At 66.6% G+C, this 16,942-nt stretch carries 15 protein-coding genes; 7 read left to right on the plus strand and 8 right to left on the minus strand.

Translation table 11 applies throughout. The features are described 5' to 3' along the window. Positions 1-680 (plus strand): integrase core domain-containing protein (locus ACX3PH_RS04515; RefSeq protein ID WP_459089855.1); only part of this gene is annotated, 680 nt, incomplete at its 5' end. A gap of 98 nt (positions 681-778) precedes the next feature. On the opposite strand, the gene hpaD is transcribed toward ACX3PH_RS04515, so the two are convergent. The 6 genes from hpaD to focA all read right to left on the minus strand — a co-directional run bounded on the left by hpaD (position 779) and on the right by focA (position 7,432). Beyond that, a complete protein-coding gene (gene hpaD, locus ACX3PH_RS04520) occupies positions 779-1,828 on the minus strand; it encodes a 3,4-dihydroxyphenylacetate 2,3-dioxygenase (protein WP_459089857.1) in 1,050 nt (349 codons plus the stop codon). A gap of 99 nt (positions 1,829-1,927) precedes the next feature. Next, the gene (gene hpaE, locus ACX3PH_RS04525) at positions 1,928-3,424 is read right to left on the minus strand and encodes a 5-carboxymethyl-2-hydroxymuconate semialdehyde dehydrogenase (protein ID WP_459089859.1); all 1,497 of its coding nucleotides are present in this window, start codon (positions 3,422-3,424) and stop codon (positions 1,928-1,930) included. Then, entirely contained in the window at positions 3,424-4,368 is a 945-nt protein-coding gene (dapA, locus tag ACX3PH_RS04530; protein ID WP_459089861.1) for a 4-hydroxy-tetrahydrodipicolinate synthase, read from the minus strand. The genes hpaE and dapA overlap by 1 nt, the downstream gene beginning before the upstream one ends. Beyond that, positions 4,365-5,036, minus strand: a complete 672-nt coding sequence (locus ACX3PH_RS04535) for a GntR family transcriptional regulator (RefSeq protein ID WP_459089863.1) — start codon at positions 5,034-5,036, stop codon at positions 4,365-4,367. The genes dapA and ACX3PH_RS04535 overlap by 4 nt, the downstream gene beginning before the upstream one ends. Then, positions 5,024-6,493 (minus strand): fumarylacetoacetate hydrolase family protein, encoded by a 1,470-nt coding sequence (locus ACX3PH_RS04540; protein WP_459089865.1) that lies wholly within the window; start codon positions 6,491-6,493, stop codon positions 5,024-5,026. Before ACX3PH_RS04540 ends, ACX3PH_RS04535 begins: the two co-directional genes overlap by 13 nt. 69 nt (positions 6,494-6,562) lie before the next feature. Beyond that, positions 6,563-7,432, minus strand: coding sequence for a formate transporter FocA (gene focA / locus ACX3PH_RS04545; RefSeq protein ID WP_459089867.1), 870 nt, complete (start codon positions 7,430-7,432; stop codon positions 6,563-6,565). 179 nt (positions 7,433-7,611) lie between these two features. On the opposite strand from focA, the gene ACX3PH_RS04550 reads away from it, so the two are divergent. After that, complete coding sequence (locus ACX3PH_RS04550; RefSeq protein ID WP_459089869.1) at positions 7,612-9,135, plus strand: molybdopterin-dependent oxidoreductase; 1,524 nt, start codon at positions 7,612-7,614, stop codon at positions 9,133-9,135. 2 nt (positions 9,136-9,137) lie between these two features. Next, positions 9,138-9,383 (plus strand): hypothetical protein, encoded by a 246-nt coding sequence (locus ACX3PH_RS04555; protein ID WP_459089871.1) that lies wholly within the window; start codon positions 9,138-9,140, stop codon positions 9,381-9,383. Between the two features lie 21 nt (positions 9,384-9,404). Here ACX3PH_RS04555 and ACX3PH_RS04560 read toward each other — a convergent pair whose 3' ends face one another. Next, complete coding sequence (locus ACX3PH_RS04560; protein ID WP_459089873.1) at positions 9,405-10,103, minus strand: IclR family transcriptional regulator; 699 nt, start codon at positions 10,101-10,103, stop codon at positions 9,405-9,407. Positions 10,104-10,221: 118 nt separating this feature from the next. Here ACX3PH_RS04560 and ACX3PH_RS04565 point away from each other — a divergent pair, with 118 nt between their 5' ends. Then, on the plus strand, positions 10,222-10,779 hold the full coding sequence (locus ACX3PH_RS04565; protein ID WP_459089875.1) for a flavin reductase family protein: 558 nt from the start codon (positions 10,222-10,224) through the stop codon (positions 10,777-10,779). Positions 10,780-10,861: 82 nt separating this feature from the next. Further along, complete coding sequence (hpaB, locus tag ACX3PH_RS04570) at positions 10,862-12,319, plus strand: 4-hydroxyphenylacetate 3-monooxygenase, oxygenase component (protein ID WP_459089877.1); 1,458 nt, start codon at positions 10,862-10,864, stop codon at positions 12,317-12,319. Positions 12,320-12,423: 104 nt separating this feature from the next. Here hpaB and ACX3PH_RS04575 read toward each other — a convergent pair whose 3' ends face one another. Beyond that, positions 12,424-13,956, minus strand: a complete 1,533-nt coding sequence (locus tag ACX3PH_RS04575; protein WP_459089879.1) for a PucR family transcriptional regulator — start codon at positions 13,954-13,956, stop codon at positions 12,424-12,426. Between the two features lie 107 nt (positions 13,957-14,063). On the opposite strand from ACX3PH_RS04575, the gene gabT reads away from it, so the two are divergent. Continuing rightward, entirely contained in the window at positions 14,064-15,410 is a 1,347-nt protein-coding gene (gene gabT / locus ACX3PH_RS04580; protein ID WP_459089881.1) for a 4-aminobutyrate--2-oxoglutarate transaminase, read from the plus strand. A 22-nt stretch (positions 15,411-15,432) separates the two neighbouring features. Next, positions 15,433-16,896 carry an NAD-dependent succinate-semialdehyde dehydrogenase gene (locus tag ACX3PH_RS04585; protein WP_459089883.1) on the plus strand — a complete coding sequence of 488 codons (1,464 nt, stop codon included), beginning with the start codon at positions 15,433-15,435 and terminating at the stop codon, positions 16,894-16,896. Positions 16,897-16,942: the final 46 nt, after the last annotated feature.

Raw genomic sequence — 16,942 nt, forward strand, 5'->3', positions numbered from 1 at the left:
ATGAGCTCGCCAACCTGGCTTGGCCGGTCGAGGACACCGCTGGCGCCTGGGAATGCGTCTCCCAAGCGATCCACCGCTATGGGAAACCCAGGATGATCCTGTCCGACAACGGCCTCGCGTTCTCCGGGAAACGGATGGGTTTCACCGTCCAATTTGAGAACAACCTGCGACAGCTCGGCGTGAAGCCGATCACCTCCCGGCCTTACCACCCGCAAACCAACGGGAAGAATGAACGCTCCCACCAAACCTCGCAACGCTGGCTTCGCCACCAACCTGCTCCGGCCACGATCGTCGAACTGCAACAGCTGCTGGATAGCTACCGCGTCGGATACAACATGCGTCCCCACCAAAGCCTCGACGGTGACACGCCCAGGGACCGGCGGCTTCAGGGCATCCGCCACAAGCCCATCCAAGCAGCCCTGGAACCGGTCACCTTCGTGACGACCACACGCACCGATAAAAGAGGCACCCTCCAAGCGGCAGCGTCCCGAATCCCGGTCGGAGTGGAGTTCGCCCATCTCCCCGTGACCGTCTTCACCACCGGACTACACGTCCTGATATTCCACCGCGAACACCTGCTCCGCGAGCTGATCCTGAACCCGGCCATAAACTATCAACCACTGGAACGACCAGACGGCCGAACCAGAGTCAAACACGGAAACGTGTCAGCGATGTCCTGACCACAACAGTCAACGATGTCCCGTCACAGCACAGCGGGTTAATGCGCCCGGCGGTCAACAAACCGGCTCGCGGTTGGGATGGAGTCGACCTGCAGGGGTTACAGCTGGTTGCCGAGCTTGTACTCGGGCATCGCTTCGCCGGCACGTGTGTAGGAAAAGCCGTCGGCGCCGATGGTGACGTCCGCCTCCTTCTCCTCCTGGCGGTGCACCAGTGCTTTCGGCTGACCGTCCAGCCCGAGAACGGTGGATGCCTCGGAGTACCAGCTGGGCACGACCGGGTTTCCCCACCAGTCCCGGCGCTGGTTGTCGTGAACGTCCCAAGTGAGGGTCGGGTTGTCGGGGTCGCCGGTGTAGTAATCATGCGTGTAGATCTCGATGCGGTGGCCGTCGGGGTCGCGCAGGTAGAGGTAGAACGCGTTGGACACCCCGTGGCGACCCGGTCCCCGCTCGATGCGGTCAGACATCCGCAGTGCGCCCAGGTGGTCGCAGATGTGCAGGATCTGGTGGCGCTCGTGGGTGGCGAAGGCGATGTGGTGCATTCGTGGTCCGTCGCCGCCGGTGAGAGCCACGTCGTGAACGGTGGCCTTGCGGTACATCCAGGACGCGAAAACGGTGCCGTCCTCATCCTGGATGTCTTCAGACACCTTGAAGCCGAGGCCCTCGTAGTAGTCGCTGGCGACGCGGATGTCCGGGGTCACCACGTTGAAGTGGTCCAGTCGCGAGATGGCGCCGGCACCGTGCACGTCGTAGCGCCGGGTGAAGCGTTCGACGTGGTCGGAGTCGTAGAAGAACTCGATCGGGAAGCCGAGCGGGTCCTCGACGCGCACCGCTTCGCCGACCCCGCGGGTTGCTCCGGCCGCCCGGTGCTCGACCGGGCATCCGAGCTCTTCGAAGTAGGTGGCGGCGACCTCCACCTCATCCTGCGACCGCACCCGGTAGGCGAGCGCCGCCAGCGCGGGCACCGGGCCCGTGCGCAGGATCAGGGAATGGTGCAGGTACTCCTCGAAGGCGCGCAGGTAGATCGCGTTCTCGTCCTCGTGCGTGACCACCAGGCCGAGCACGTCGACGTAGAAGTGGCGCGATGCGGCCAGGTCGCTGACGATCAGCTCGGCGTAGGCGGAGCGGATGATGTCGGGGGCGTTACTCATGTGCGAATCCTTGCTCTGAAAGTGCCCGTTCCGGAGAGATGTGCCTGTTCTGCCGGGTGCATCTCTCCGGAACGGGCACTATTGCGCAGGGCGGCTGGGTCATGCGGATGCTCCGAATCGAGGGGTGTGCACTTCGCCGAGCGTGATGTGCACGGCCTGCTGTTCTGTGTAGAAGTCGATGGACCGGTAGCCGCCCTCGTGCCCGAGCCCGCTGGCCTTGACGCCGCCGAACGGGGTACGGAGGTCCCGCACGTTGTGCGAGTTCAGCCACACCATGCCGGCCTCCACCGAGTGGGCGAAGTTGTGCGCCCGGGTGAGGTCGCTGGTCCACAGGTAGGCCGCCAGCCCGTACTTGACCCCGTTCGCAAGCTCAAGCGCTTCCTCGTCGGTGTCGAACGGGGTGATGGCGACGACTGGCCCGAAGATCTCCTCCTGGAAGATGCGCGCATCCGGCTTCACGTCGGCGAACACGGTGGGGGAGACGTAGTTGCCGTCCGGAAGGTGCTCCGGGCGCCCGCCTCCGGCGAGCAGCCGTCCCTCGCCCTTGCCGATTTCGACGTAGCTCATCACCTTGTCGTAGTGCTCCGGGTGCACGAGCGCACCCACCTCGGTCTTCGGGTCGTGCGGGTCGCCGACGACGATGTTCTTCGCGCGGGCGGCGTAACGCTCGCAGAACTCGTCGTAGATGGAGCGCTCGACCAGGATGCGCGAGCCTGCCGTGCAGCGCTCGCCGTTGAGCGAGAAGACGCCGAACAGGGTCGAGTCGATGGCGGCGTCCAGGTCGGCGTCCGCCCACACGACGGCGGGGGACTTGCCGCCCAGCTCCATCGACAGGCCCTTCAGCATCGGTGCGGCATTGGCGAAGATCAGCTGGCCGGTTGTCGTCTCGCCGGTGAACGAAATCAGGCGGACATCCGGATGCTTCACCAGCGCGTCGCCCGCCTCCTCACCGAGTCCGTTGACCAGGTTGAAGACGCCGTCCGGCAGGCCGGCCTCGCGGAAGATCTCCGCCCACAGGCTCGCCGACAGGGGGGTGAACTCGGCTGGTTTCAGCACCACGGTGCAGCCGGAGGCGAGGGCCGGGGCGAGCTTCCAGCTCTCCAGCATGAACGGGGTGTTCCACGGGGTGATCAGCCCGGCGACGCCGACCGGCTTGCGGTTGACGTAGTTCACCTGGCGGCCGGGAACCTGGTAGGTGTCGTCGGCCTGGGCGACGATGAGGTCGGCGAAGAAGCGGAAGTTCTCCGCCGCCCGCTGCGCCTGCCCGCGCGCCTGGGTGATCGGCAGACCGGTGTCGAAGCTCTCCAATTCGGCGAGCTTCGCGTCTTCGGCCTCGACGGCATCCGCGATCTTGTTGAGAACGCGTGCGCGGGCTCGGGGGAGCATCCGCGGCCACGGGCCGTTGTCGAACGCGTCCTTGGCGGCCGCAACGGCGCGGTCGATGTCCTCAGCCTGGCCCGCAGCCGCCTTCACGTAGACCTGGTTCGACACCGGGTCGAGCACGTCGAAGGTGCTGCCCGACACGCTGTCGACGAACTCGCCGCCGATGAAGTGCAGGATCTTCTTCGGCAGGTTCGCCGGGATGTGATGAGTCATTACTTGCCTCCAATCATGAAGCCGTCGACGGGGGAGAGGTACTGCTGGCCCGCCGTCATGAGGGTCTTGATCTTGTCGATGCCGGCATCCGTCGGCGTGATCAGGGGTGGGCGCACAAAACCGGACTCGATGAGCCCGAGCTGTTCGAGCACCCACTTGCCGGGCGCCGGATTGGTCTCCACGAAGAGCAGGTCGACCAGCGGGTGCAGGCCGTAATGGATTTCGCGGGCCTTCGCGACATCGCCGGCGACCCACGCCTCGTACATCTGGGCGTGTGCGACCGGGGCGATGTTGGAGGTGGCGCTGATGTAGCCGACGCCGCCGAGGGCGAGCAGCGGCAGGCAGAGGAGTTCGATGCCGCTCCAGACCAGCAGGTCCGGGCCGCACAGGTGCATGACCCGGGAGAAGTGCTCGAAGTCCTTCGTGGTCTCCTTGATGCCGACAATGTTGTCGACGTCGTGGAACAGCCGGGCGACGGTCTCGGGCGAGATGTCGACGGCGGTACGCGACGGCACGTTGTAGATGATGATCGGCAGGTCGGGGAACTCGTCGGCCACCGTCTTGTACCAGACGTACAGCGCCTCCTGGGTGGGACGGGCGTAGTACGGGGTGATGATCAGCGCGGCATCCGCCCCCGCGTCGCGGGCGATGCTGGTCAATTCGAGGGTCTCGGCAAGCTTTGAGGTGCCGGTCCCCGGCACGAACGGCACTCGGTCGTCGATGACGCGGGCGGCCAGCTTGATGGCGGATGCCCGCTCCTCGATCGACTGCGCGCTCGGCTCCCCGGTTGAGCCGCCGATCGAGATGCCGTGGGCGCCGGATGCGATCTGCCAGTTGATGAGATTTTCCAGGCTTTTCAGGTCCGGTTCCCCGTTCGCGTGGAACGGCGACATGACCGGGGCGATCGAGCCGGTGATCTGCCTGGGGTCGCTGCGGAACTTCATGCGGTTTCCTTCCGGTCGTGCTGGTGGTCGAGGAACGCGTCGAGCGTTGCCAAGCGGTGGTTGCGGGCGGCGAGCTCGATGTCGAGCGGCTCTGCTCCACGCTCGATCAGGTCGAGCAGGTGCGTGTGCTCATCGACCGAGCCCTGCGCCCGGCCGGGGACGAAGCTGAACGTCGACTCGCGCAGTGCGCGAAGCCGGGCCCAGCCGCGATGGACAAGTTCGAGGACGTGCGCATTCGGGCAGTGCTCGAACAGCACGCCGTGGAAGTCGAGGTTGAGCCGGGTGAACGTGACCGGGTCGAAGTGGTCCAGGCTGTCCAGCATCCGCTTGTTGATGGCGCGGGCGCGGGCGATATCGTCCGCGATCATGAATGGCGCTGACGTCGCGGTGGCATAACCCTCGACCAGGCTGAGCGTCTGCATGGTGGTGCGATACTCGTCCGGGTCGAGCATGGCGACCTGGGCACCCACGTTGCGCTCGAAGGTGACGAGGCCCTCGGCCTCGAGCATCCGCACCGCCTCGCGCACCGGGACGACGCTCACGCCGAGCTCATCGGCCAGCCGGTTCAGCACCAGCCGGTAGCCCGGACTGAACGTTCCGTCGCTGATGCGCTGCTTGATCGACTGATAGGCCAGCTGCGATTTGCCAGGTGCTGTCACTGCAGCCATTGCTGGTACCGCGCTTTCCAGTCGGCGTTCATCGGGTACAGGCCGTCCACCCCTTCGCCCGCGGCGACCATCTCGGCGATGAAGGTTTCCTGGCGTTCCTGCTCGATGGCATCCGTCACCAGCTCCTCGATGATGGCCGGGGGGATGACCAGCACCCCGTCGGCGTCGCCGACAATCACGTCGCCGGCCTGCACCGCTGCGCCGCCGCAGGCGATCGTCAGGCCGGTGTCCCACGGAACGTGCTTGCGGCCGAGCACCGCGGGGTGCGGGCCGGCGTGATAGGTGGGGATGTCGAGTTCGCTCACAGCAACCAGGTCGCGCACGCCCCCGTCGGTGACGATGCCGGCTGCTCCGTTCACCTGGGCGCGCAACGCGAGGATGTCGCCGACGGTTCCCGTGCCGCGCTCGCCGCGGGCCTCGACCACCAGCACGTCGTCGGGTCCGAGGGCGTCGAACGCGCGCTTCTGGGCGTTGTAGCCGCCGCCGTGCTCGGTGAACAGGTCTTCGCGATTCGGGATGAAGCGGAGGGTCTGGGCGATGCCGACCAGCCGTTTCTCGGGTTTCGTTGAGGTGAGGCCATCGATGCTGACGTTGTTGAGTCCGCGCTTGCGGAGCTGCGAGCTGAGCGTTGCGGTGCCGACCGAGTTGATGCGCGCCTTGAGTTCGGGGGTGAGGAGGGCCTCGCTCAACCCGCGGAGGGTGGCACCCCACGCTTCGGCCCGCTGCGTGTCATCGGCTTTCGGCTGCGCGCTGAACGCGCCGAGGGATTCCGTGCCCTGGGTGGCGGTGGTGACGAGGCGCCCGGTGGTGTGACCGCTGCCGTCCACCTCGACCTCGACGACGTCGCCCGGCTGCATCACGGATGCCCCCGTCGGGGTTCCGGTCAGGATGACGTCTCCCTGCTCCAGCGTGATCAGTTGCGAGAGGTCGGCGACGAGCAGGCCGAAGGGGAAGAGCAGCGTCGACGAGCTGTCCTCCTGCACCAGCTCACCGTTCAGCCAGGTGCGGATGCGCAGGGCGGCTGGGTCGACATCCGCCGCCTTGATCAGTACCGGCCCGATCGGGGTGAACCCGTCGCCACCCTTCGATCGCAGGTTGGAGCCTTTGTCGGCGTAGCGCAGGTCGTAGACGCCACAGTCGTTGGAGGCGGTGACGTGGGAGACGGATGCCCACCCTTCCTCCGGCGTGACGCGACGGGTCGTCCGGCCGATGACCAGGGCGATCTCGCCTTCGAAGGCCAGCAACTCGCATCCGGCCGGTCGCTCGATAGTGCCGCCGGAGGCGCTGAGGGAGGTGGCGGGCTTCAGGAAGTAGCCCGGCTGTTCCGGCGTGCGCCCGCGTTCGGCCGCGCGGCTCGGGTAGTTGAGGTGAACGGCGATCACCTTGCCCGGGCGGGTCGCCAGCAGGCTGCCAGCCGTTCCGAGGGGGTACGTCAAACCGTCGTCGCTCTGCGTCATCGTCATAGTGTACGAAATCGTATATCATCCTGGGGGCAGTGTCGAGCGTTCTACCCAGCCCCGTTCTCGCTAGTCGGTCAGCTGGTGCTTCTCGCCGAGCCGGAAGATGAGCCAGTAGTAGGCGCCGATCATGATGCCGCCGCCGATGATGTTGCCGAGAGTCACCGGCAGCAGGTTTCCGGCGAAGAACTGGCCCCAGGTGAGAAGCGCATAATCGGCCTGGGCTGCGCCGACCTCTGCCCAGTACTCGGGGCCGGCCAGGTCCTTGATGAGGATGCCGAACGGGACCATGAACATATTGGCGACCGAGTGTTCGAACCCGGCGGCGACGAAGAGCGCGATCGGGCCAGTGACGGCCAGCACCTTGTCGGTGATGGTGCGACCGGCGAAGGCCACCCAGACGGCGAGGCAGACCAGGAGGTTACACGCGATTCCGAGAAAGAAAGCCTCCATGAACGGATGCTCCAGCTTGGTCAATGAGGTGTCGAGAATCACCTTCCCCCATCGTCCACCCGCCTGATGCCAGGTGCCGCCGAACCAGCACAGCGCCAGGATCGTTGCGGCACCGAAGAAGTTGCCGATGTACACGATGCCCCAGTGCATGAATAGCCGAGGCCAGGTGATGAGGCCCGAAGCGCGCGCCACCAGCGTCATCGATGTGGAGGTGAACAACTCCGCACCGGTGAGGACGACGAGGGCCAGGCCCACCGAGAAGGCAAGGCCACCGATCACCCGCCCCATGCCGTAACCGAGCGCGTCAGAGGTGCCGATTTGGCTCGTGGTGAAGAACACGAAACCAAGGGCGATGTAACCTCCGCCCGACAGGGACAGCATGAATGCCCGGTACGGATGATTGAGGGCCTTGTGTGCCAGGGCGTTCTCGGCAACAGCGGCCATTTCGGCCGGCGAGAACATCACCGGGCTATCAGGTCCAGGCATCTGCTACCCCCTCTGACGACGCGTCATGGACGCCAGTCGATGGGAAGTCTATGCGGCGGGCACCGCGGAGCAAAGGGTGTGCTTCGAAAGGTGCCTGCCGCCTGCCAAACGACTCGGCTGATTGGTAGCCTGACCGTACGAGCACCGCAAGGCAGGGCAGTCGAAGGAGCGAGTAGAACATGAATAGCAATCCCGATTTCCCGTTCTGGCTGCAGGCCACGCACCTGATCAACTTCGTGCTCATCGGCATGCTGCTGCGCTCCGGTTGGGAGATCCTGTCGTCGCTGCCCCGACTGTGGTGGAGCAATGACAGCGCCCCCGGCAAGGAGTGGCTGCGTTTCACCAGGCGGAAGCTGCCGAAGGAGGAGGGTGTTTACACCTCCCTGATGGACGAGAAGTCGCTCTCGCCACTCCTCTCGCTCCCCGGCCGCGAGAACGTCGGGCTCGGGCGACACTGGCACGGTCTGTCAGTGATGCTGTGGGTGCTCAACGGCCTCGTCTACGTGATTCTGCTCTTCGCCACCGGACTCTGGCAGCGAATCATCCCGACCTCGTGGGAAGTGATCCCCGAGGCCTGGGAGTCCTTCGTTATCTATGCCGGCTTCGGCGTCCCGTCGATTGAGCACTTCCAGCCCTACGACGCACTGCAGATGCTCGGCTACACCTTTGTCATCTTCATCCTCGCGCCGTTCATGATGCTCACCGGCGTCGCCATGTCACCGGCCATCCGCTCCCGCTATCCCTGGTACGTGAAGTTCTGGGGTGGGCACCAGGGGGCGAGGTCGCTGCACTTCATCGCGATGGTGATGATGGCCGGGTTCATCGTCATGCACGTGTGCCTGGTGTTCCTCGTGCACCGCGAGAACAACGTCGTCCACATGGTCTTCGGCGACGTGGACACCGCCCGCTACGCCCAGGCTCTTGTCATCATGATCGCCACCATCGTCGCGGTGATCGTGTTCTGGATCGCCCTGAGCTACTGGACTCTGGCCGACCGGCCGCGTGCGCACAACTTCCTGGTGAGGCTCACCGAGATCGGCCGGAAGGTCTTCCTCAACTGGATGCGTCCGCGAAGCGCAGAGCAGGGCGCATATACGGAGAAAGACATCTCCGAGTTCCACTGGACCAACGGGCTGCCTCCGACCGTGGACGAGTCTCCCGAGTGGATCGCCTCTCGCGACAGCAACTGGGAGGGCTACACCATCACGATCGGCGACGACCTCAGCGGGAAGTCCATGGTGCTCACGCTCGATGACATCCGCAAGCTGCCGCAACGTTCGTACATCGCGACCCACACCTGCATGCAGGGTTGGTCGGCGACCTCGCGCTGGTCAGGGGTGCGGTTGACCGACCTGCTCGAATTGCTCGGCCCCAGGCCGGAGGGCGCCAACTATGTGCTCGTCGAGTCGTACGGCCTGGCGCAGAAGATGATCGACAACCGTCCGCGCGAACCGTTCTATTCCGTGTACGACCTGGAGACTGCCGCTGAAGATGACACGATTCTGGCAATCGAGCGCAACGGTGAGCCGCTCGACCTGCACCTCGGTGCTCCGGCGCGGATGAGGGTCGAATCGAACCACGGGTACAAGATGGTCAAGTGGGTGCGGTCGATCCGCTGGGTCGCCGACTATGCCGAGTATGGCGATGGGCGAGGCGGAACCCGCGAGGACTCCGCACTGCAGGCCCTGAATGGAAGGATTTGACCATGAACGACCACATTGCTTCCACCAGCCTGCGTGTCTCGGGAGTGCGCACCCAGGAGGACGTCAACCTGGCACTCCAGTCCCTTTACGACGTCTTCGCCGACCTGGGCCTCGGCGCGGCGGCATTCGAGGTAACCGAATCCGAGACTGCCGACCTCTTCGTCAAGCACCTGGACAGTGTGACGGTCGACGTGGATGCGATCGACGCTGCCCTGGCGAGCGCTGGAGGCTTCCGCGTCGTCCGCTGAGCCCAGTCACAGTTCCCGGGATCACAGTTCCCGGGCGATAGCGGCGGCCGCGGTGGTGAGCCGTGCGGAAATCTGCTCCACCGAGAGCTCAGTCGCGACGTAGACCACTGCCACCGACGCCGGCGGATGCCCGGCAAGCGTGAGCGGGACCGCGACCGACTGCAACCCGGCGATGACCTCATCGTGACTGGTGGCGTAACCGTGCGTCGCAGCATCCGCCGCCTCCCGGCGCTTGGGCTCACCGGGTGAGACCGCCTGCCACTGTGTTTCGCTGAGTGCGGACTGGATCGCGATGCCTGGGGCTCCGACGGCGAGCGGATGCCGCGTCCCGGGCCTCTGCGCGACCGCGGCGTGCGCGTGGCGCGGCTCGACGCTGACCAGGGTGACCACCTCGTGCCGGTCGAGCAGCGACATGAAGGTCGTCATCCCGAGTTCGTTCGCGGCCGCGGTCAGTTCTGGCAGGGCGGCGGCCTGCAGGTCGCGGGAGACTCCACGGGCGAGCGCCGCCATCCGTGGGCCCAGCGAAAGAGCGCCGGATGCGTCGCGCACGACGACTCCGTGATCCTCGAGCGTGCGCAGGATCCGGTAGGCGATCGAGCGGTGGACTCCGAGCGCCCCGGCCACTTCGGCGATGGTCATCGGCGCGGTGGACTCGGCGAGAATCTCCAGCACGCGGATGCCGCGGGACAGCGTCTGGGAGTGCGGGGTTTCCTGGGTCATCGCCGTCGGCACCTTGTCATCATCGGTCTGAATGAGTTATCGTTCTTATAGAGAACGTCGTGTTCGATTATAGAACACAGTCGGCTAGTGCCGCACAAAGACCCACGAGGGATCGACGATGATTGCCACCGCACCACAGACCGGCGGGTTCAAGCCGGAGTCCAAGCTGTACCGCTCTCAGCAACACCTGTTCCGCGGAAGCCTCGGACGGTTCGCCACCGGCGTCGCGGTCGTCACCTTCGACACTTCGACGAGCTCAGCACAAGTGGGGCGCGGCAGGCACGGCATCACGGTCAACTCCTTCACGTCCGTCTCCATGGACCCGCCACTCGTATTGGTGAGCATCGCGCACACAACGAACGCCCACGACCAACTGGAGGGGCGACCGTTCACAGTGAACGTCCTCGGCGCCGAGCAGGAGGCAATCGCCAGCCACTTCGCCGGCAAGCCGGGGGCCGAGCCACTGTGGGTCGAGGGCGACACGGCGCCCCGGTTGAGCGGTGTGCTCTCCTACTTCCAGTGCACGCCCTGGGCGACCTACCCCGGAGGCGACCACACGCTGTTCCTCGGCGAAGTGCAGGACTTCGACTACCGCGCAGGCGACGCCCTCGGCTTCGTCAACGGACGCTTCACCACCATCCCCGAATACCTGCTGGGCCACGAGGCCCTGCTGTAACAGTGCCGGCCGGTGCCTCGACGGGGCTCGGCTGGTTTCGACAAGCTCAACCCGCCTAACCACAGACGAAGGAGTCACCCACATGGGAGCACGTACCGGACAGCAGTACCTCGACAAGCTGAACTCGATGCGACCGCATCTGACCATCGATGGTGAGGTGGTCAGCGAGAATGTCGCCGAGCATCCGGCATTCAAGAATGTCGCGCGCACCTACGCGAAGCTGTTCGACCTGCAGCACGACCCGCAGTACGCGGATGCCCTCACCTACGATTCGCCCTCGACCGGCGACAAGGTCGGCGTCTCGTTCCTCATCCCGAAGACCATTGAAGACCTCGAACACCGCCGCGCCGGCATCAAGGTGTGGGCGGAGTACACGAACGGCTTCCTCGGCCGCACCGGCGACTACATGAACAGCTCGCTGACCGCGCTCGCCGCCGCCGAGAAGTGGTTCTCGCAGGCCGGACCTGAGTACGGCGAACGCATCCGCAACTACTACGAGTTCGCCCGCGAGAACGACCTGCTGGCCACCCACACGCTGATCCCGCCGCAGGTGAACCGCTCGGTTTCGGGCAGCGAGCAGCTGGGCGGCCAGCTCTCCGCCCGCATCGTGGAGGAACGCGAGGACGGCATCGTCATCAGCGGTGCGCGGATGCTCGCCACGGTCGCGCCGATCGCCGACGAGTTGCTGGTGTTCCCGTCGACGGTGCTGCGCGGCACCCCGGAGGACGCGCCGTACTCCTACGCCTTTGCCATCCAGAACGACGCCCCCGGCCTCCGCTACCTGTGCCGCACCTCGCTGCACAACGGCGGCAGCCACTTCGACGAGCCGCTGGCGAGCCGCTTCGAGGAGATGGACGCTGTCGTCGTCTTCGACAACGTCTTCATCCCCAACGAGCGGATCTTCCTGCTCGGGCATCCGGAACTCTGCAACGCCTTCTACACCGAGACGGGCGCCGGCGCGCTGATGACCCAGCAGGTGGTCACCCGCACCATCGCCAAGAGCGAGTTCTTCCTGGGCCTCGCCACCGAGATCGCCGACTCGATCGGCATCGACGGTTTCCAGCACATCCAGGAGGACGTGGCCGAGCTCATCGTTGACGTCGAGATCGGGCGCGCGCTCATGCGGGCGGCCGAAGCGGATGCCGAACTCAACCAGTGGGGGATGATGACCCCGAAGTGGTCCACCCTGAACGCGGCGCGCAACTGGTATCCGAAGGTGGCCCAGCGCTTCCCGCAGATCATCCGCAAGTTCTGTGCCAGCGGGCTGATGGCGCTGCCCGGCGAGGCGGACATCGCCAGCGAGGCGATCGGCGACATCGAGTTGTACCTGCAGGGAAAGTCGCTGACCGGGCCGGAGCGGATCAAGCTGTTCAAGCTCGCCTACGACGCCTCGATTTCCGGGTTCTCAAGCAGGCAGGCGCTGTACGAGTACTTCTTCTTCGGCGACCCGGTGCGCATGGCGGGTGCGATGGTGAAGGGCTACGACACCGAGCCGCTGCAGCAGCGCATCCGCGACTTCCTGGCGCGCGAAGGGGCGTAATCGCGGCGACTCCTCGACGATGACGGAGTTTGTCGTCGATGACCCTGTTTCAAACACCGTCATCGAAGACGAACTCCGTCATCGTTCGGGAAGAGCCGCCCGGTTCAGCGAGCGGTACCGCCCAGGCTCCAGGAGCCCGCCGATGGGCCGCCCACCTGCTTCAGCGCCACCCACAGGTCTGAACGCAACTGTGGGTCGTGCAGCGACCGGCTGAGCAGGTCTTCGGCTGTCGCCAGCCGGTTGCGGAGGGTGTTCCGGTGGATGCCGAGGCTGTCCGCGGCCGGACCGACGTGGCCGTTGTGGCTGAGGAAGGCGCGGAGGCCGTCGAGCAGCTCCGTGGCATCCGCCCTCGTCAGCACCGTGTCGAGCAGGCTTTCGGCGAACGCAGACAGGGTGCCCGGGTCGACCAGGCTGTCGATGCCGGCCCGGGCGAGCTCGGTCCACACCACCACCGGGCGAACAGCGGATGCCGCGGCCAGCGCGTTGCGGGAACCGTCGTCGCTCTGGGCGAGCGCCGCCAGCGGGCGCGCCGGGCCGACGCCGACCTCCAGCCCACCGAGCAGCCGCAGGGCGACCTCCAGGTGCTCGTCCCCGGCCTGGATGATCGCGACAAGCTGGTCGGTGTCCGACCCCGGCTCGGTGCGGGCGGCGAGCGGATGCCCGAGCTCGGCTGAGTCGCGTTCGAGCTGGGTGAGGGCGCGATCCAGCGCACTGCTCGACCCGCGCGCACGCAGCACCCGCGCACGGGACCTGGGCAGCGTGGCGCTCTGCGTTGTGCCAGCCAGAAGTGATCGGGCGGCGTCCGTGTCGGACTGCAGTGCCAGTGACAGCGCGCCCGCCCGGATGCGACGGTCGGCGTCGAGCTCGGCACGCGCTCTCGCCCGGTCCAGGCTGAGCAGGGCGACGGCGGTGGTGACGGCCGCGCGCTGCGCGCCTGCCGCCGTCGAGTCGGTTTCGACCGCCAGGTACGCCTCTGCCTGGCTCCCGACCCCCACGGGCAGCACCACAACCCGGGAGTCGCGCCCGATGTCGACGGCGGCGCCACGGACGCCGACCGCGTTCATCCTGGCGATGTGCGGGAGTGCGCGCTCCAGCAGGCCGGCTGCCGGCCATCCGGCGATCGTGGTTCCGTCTGGTGTACACAGCACCGCGTCGCCGCCGACGATCCTGGCGAGGGTCGCCACCAGTTCGGCCGGCCCTCCGATGGCGGCGCCGGTGAGCTCCTGCTGGTGCTGCAGCGCCTGGCGGTCAGTTTCCCGTTCGGAGGCCCACAGCAGGTCGGCGACCGCGCGACTCACGGCGATGAAGGGCACCGGCCGTGGCACGCTGAAGAGGTTGAGCGATAGCTCGGTGGCTGCTTTGCGAAGCCCGCCCGGAACATCCGGGTGGCTGAGTCCCACCCCGAATCCGAGCGCCACGACGCCGGCATCGAGCAGTTGCCCGACGAATCGTCGCCACTGGGCGGCGTCACGCGCGACCAGGCCGGTGGTGAGAAGGATCTCGCCCCCCTCGAGGAACGGAGATGGGTCGTCCAGCTCGCTGGTGGCGACCCAGCGCGCCTGCGCATCCGGTCGCGGGAGGGCGACGGCATCGAGCGACAACGCGGGGATGGCGATGATCTCGGCGACAGACGGCATATGGCATCGTTGCACAAATTTCGGGTTCCTGCAGGGCAAAGATGATAACGACTGGGACGGATGCGCGGACTAGCCTGAGATCAGGACTTACCGATTAGGAGTGCAACATGCAGGCTGCGACCATCACTGGTGGACCGAAACTCGACCAGGTCAGGACGGCGGGCGCCATCGTGCCCGGCCCGAACTCCCAGGAGTGGGCCGCCCGCAAGAGCCAGGCCGTCTCATCCGCTGTCGGCACCACCATGCCCGTCTATACCGCTGCGGCCGGTGGCGGAGTGCTCGTCGACGTCGACGGCAACTCGTTCATCGACCTGGGCTCCGGCATCGCCGTCACCACCATCGGCAACGCGGCGCCCGCCGTTGTCGAGGCGGTCAAGGCGCAGGTCGAGGCGTTCACCCACACCTGCTTCATGGTCACCCCGTACAGCTCGTATGTGGAGGTCGCCGAACTGCTCAACCGCATCACCCCCGGCGACTTCGAGAAGCGCTCCGCCCTGTTCAACAGCGGAGCGGAGGGCGTCGAGAACGCGGTCAAGATCGCCCGCGCGTACACCGGCAGGCAGGCGGTCGTCGCATTCGACCACGCCTACCACGGCCGCACCAACCTGACCATGGCTCTCACCGCGAAGAACGTGCCGTACAAGAGTGGATTCGGCCCGTTCGCTTCCGAGGTGTACCGGGCGCCGATGTCGTACCCGTTCCGGGACGGCCTGACCGGTGCCGAGGCTGCCGCCCGCGCCATCGACCAGATGGAGAAGCAGGTCGGCGTCGAGAACCTGGCCGCGATCATCATCGAGCCGATCCAGGGCGAGGGCGGGTTCATCGTTCCGGCCGAGGGATTCCTGCCCACGTTGGTCGACTGGGCTCGCGCCAACGGCGTGGTGTTCATCGCCGATGAGGTGCAGTCCGGATTCGCCCGCACCGGCGCGCTGTTCGCCTCCGAGCACGAGGGCATCGTCCCCGACCTGATTGTGACAGCGAAAGGCATCGCCGGCGGACTCCCGCTGGCCGCCGTCACCGGCCGCGCCGAGATCATGGACGCCCCGATGCCCGGCGGCCTCGGCGGAACCTACGGCGGCAACCCGATTGCCTGCGTCGCCGCCCTCGCCAGCTACCAGACCATCGAGGATGAGGGCCTCGTCGCCCGCGCCGCCCAGCTCGGTGACGTGCTGCTTGACCGGCTGCGTGGCATCCAGTCGACGGATGCCCGCATCGGCGACGTGCGCGGACGCGGCGCCATGGTCGCGATCGAGCTGGTCAAGCCGGGCACCACCGAGCCGGATGCCGCCCTCGCCAAGGAGGTTGCGGCCTACGCCCACCGCAACGGCGTCATCCTGCTGACCTGCGGAACGTACGGCAACGTCATCCGCCTGCTGCCTCCGCTCTCCATCGGCGACGCACTGCTCGACGAGGGCCTGCAGGTGCTCGCCGACGGCCTCGCCAGCGTCTCTTAACCCTCAAGGAATGAGTATCACCATGACTGAATCAGAACTGCTCGCATCCGTTCCCGACCAGCTGTTCATCGGCGGCCAGTGGCGTGCGTCGACCTCGGGGAAGACGCTCGATGTGAAGGACCCGTCCACCGGCAAGACGATCAAGCAGATCGCGGATGCCACGCCGGACGACGCGCGCGCGGCCATGGATGCCGCGGCGAACGCCCAGGACGCCTGGGCTGCGACCCCGGCGCGCGAGCGAGGCGAACTGCTGCGGCGGGCGTTCGACCTCATGCGGGAGCGCAAGGACGAGTTCGCGCTGCTGATGACGCTGGAGATGGGCAAGCCGCTGGCCGAGTCGCAGGGCGAGGTCACCTACGGCAGCGAGTTCCTGCGCTGGTTCAGTGAGGAGGCGCCGCGTATCGCCGGACGTTACGGCTCCAACCCGGAGGGCACCGGGCGGATGATCGTGTCGCAGCGACCCGTCGGACCGTGCTACCTCATCACCCCGTGGAACTTCCCGCTGGCGATGGCCACCCGCAAGATCGCGCCGGCGCTCGCCGCAGGCTGCACCGTGATCGTCAAGCCGGCAGCGTTGACGCCGCTGACGACGCTCCACTTCGTCAAGCTGCTGGAGGAGGTCGGGCTGCCCGCCGGTGTCGTCAACGTGCTGACGACATCGTCCTCTGGTGCGGTCTCCGAGCCGGTGCTCACCGACCCGCGGCTGCGCAAGCTCAGCTTCACCGGCTCCACCCCGGTCGGCGTCGCGCTGCTCAAGCAGGCCGCCGACGGCGTGCTGCGCACCTCGATGGAGCTCGGCGGTAATGCCCCGTTCATCGTGTTCGACGATGCCGACCTCGACAAGGCGGTTGATGGCGCGATGATGGCCAAGTTCCGCAACATCGGGCAGGCCTGCACCGCCGCCAACCGGTTCATCGTGCACGAGTCCGTCGCCGAGGAGTTCGCCGCGCGGGTCACCGAGCGGGTGAACGGTTTCACGGTCGGGCGCGGCACCGACGACGGCGTCACCATCGGGCCGCTGATCGATGACCGCGCGGTGGCCAAAGCGAAGGCGCTGGTGGCGGATGCCGTGTCTCGCGGAGCATCCGTTCTCACCGGTGGCAACGCGATCGACCGCGAGGGCACCTTCTTCGAGCCGACCGTGGTGACCGGCGTTGTGGCTGGCAGCGACATCCTGCGCGAGGAGATCTTCGGGCCGGTGCTGTCGATCACGACGTTCAGTGACGAGGCGGAGGCGGTGCGGATGGCCAACGACACCGAGTACGGCCTGGTCGGCTACGTCTTCACTGAGGACCTGGCTCGTGGCCAGCGGCTGATCGACTCGCTCGACACCGGCATGATGGGGCTGAATGTGGGGGTGCTCTCCAACGCGGCGGCGCCGTTCGGCGGGGTCAAGCAGTCCGGGCTCGGCCGTGAGGGCGGGCTCGAGGGCATCCACGAGTATCTCTCCACCAAGTACACGCTGACGCCCGACCCGTTCAAGTAGCCCTGCGGGTCGACGGACGGCTCAGGTCGTTCGGCGCGAGTCCGTG

It is taken from the genome of Homoserinimonas sp. A520 (assembly GCF_054489245.1).

Coding starts and splice junctions, on each gene's coding strand:
- hpaD (WP_459089857.1), bottom strand. CDS start 1,828: ATGAGTAACGCCCCCGACATCATCCGCTCCGCCTACGCCGAGCTGATC.
- hpaE (WP_459089859.1), bottom strand. CDS start 3,424: ATGACTCATCACATCCCGGCGAACCTGCCGAAGAAGATCCTGCACTTC.
- dapA (WP_459089861.1), bottom strand. CDS start 4,368: ATGAAGTTCCGCAGCGACCCCAGGCAGATCACCGGCTCGATCGCCCCG.
- ACX3PH_RS04535 (WP_459089863.1), bottom strand. CDS start 5,036: ATGGCTGCAGTGACAGCACCTGGCAAATCGCAGCTGGCCTATCAGTCG.
- ACX3PH_RS04540 (WP_459089865.1), bottom strand. CDS start 6,493: ATGACGCAGAGCGACGACGGTTTGACGTACCCCCTCGGAACGGCTGGC.
- focA (WP_459089867.1), bottom strand. CDS start 7,432: ATGCCTGGACCTGATAGCCCGGTGATGTTCTCGCCGGCCGAAATGGCC.
- ACX3PH_RS04550 (WP_459089869.1), top strand. CDS start 7,612: ATGAATAGCAATCCCGATTTCCCGTTCTGGCTGCAGGCCACGCACCTG.
- ACX3PH_RS04555 (WP_459089871.1), top strand. CDS start 9,138: ATGAACGACCACATTGCTTCCACCAGCCTGCGTGTCTCGGGAGTGCGC.
- ACX3PH_RS04560 (WP_459089873.1), bottom strand. CDS start 10,103: ATGACCCAGGAAACCCCGCACTCCCAGACGCTGTCCCGCGGCATCCGC.
- ACX3PH_RS04565 (WP_459089875.1), top strand. CDS start 10,222: ATGATTGCCACCGCACCACAGACCGGCGGGTTCAAGCCGGAGTCCAAG.
- hpaB (WP_459089877.1), top strand. CDS start 10,862: ATGGGAGCACGTACCGGACAGCAGTACCTCGACAAGCTGAACTCGATG.
- ACX3PH_RS04575 (WP_459089879.1), bottom strand. CDS start 13,956: ATGCCGTCTGTCGCCGAGATCATCGCCATCCCCGCGTTGTCGCTCGAT.
- gabT (WP_459089881.1), top strand. CDS start 14,064: ATGCAGGCTGCGACCATCACTGGTGGACCGAAACTCGACCAGGTCAGG.
- ACX3PH_RS04585 (WP_459089883.1), top strand. CDS start 15,433: ATGACTGAATCAGAACTGCTCGCATCCGTTCCCGACCAGCTGTTCATC.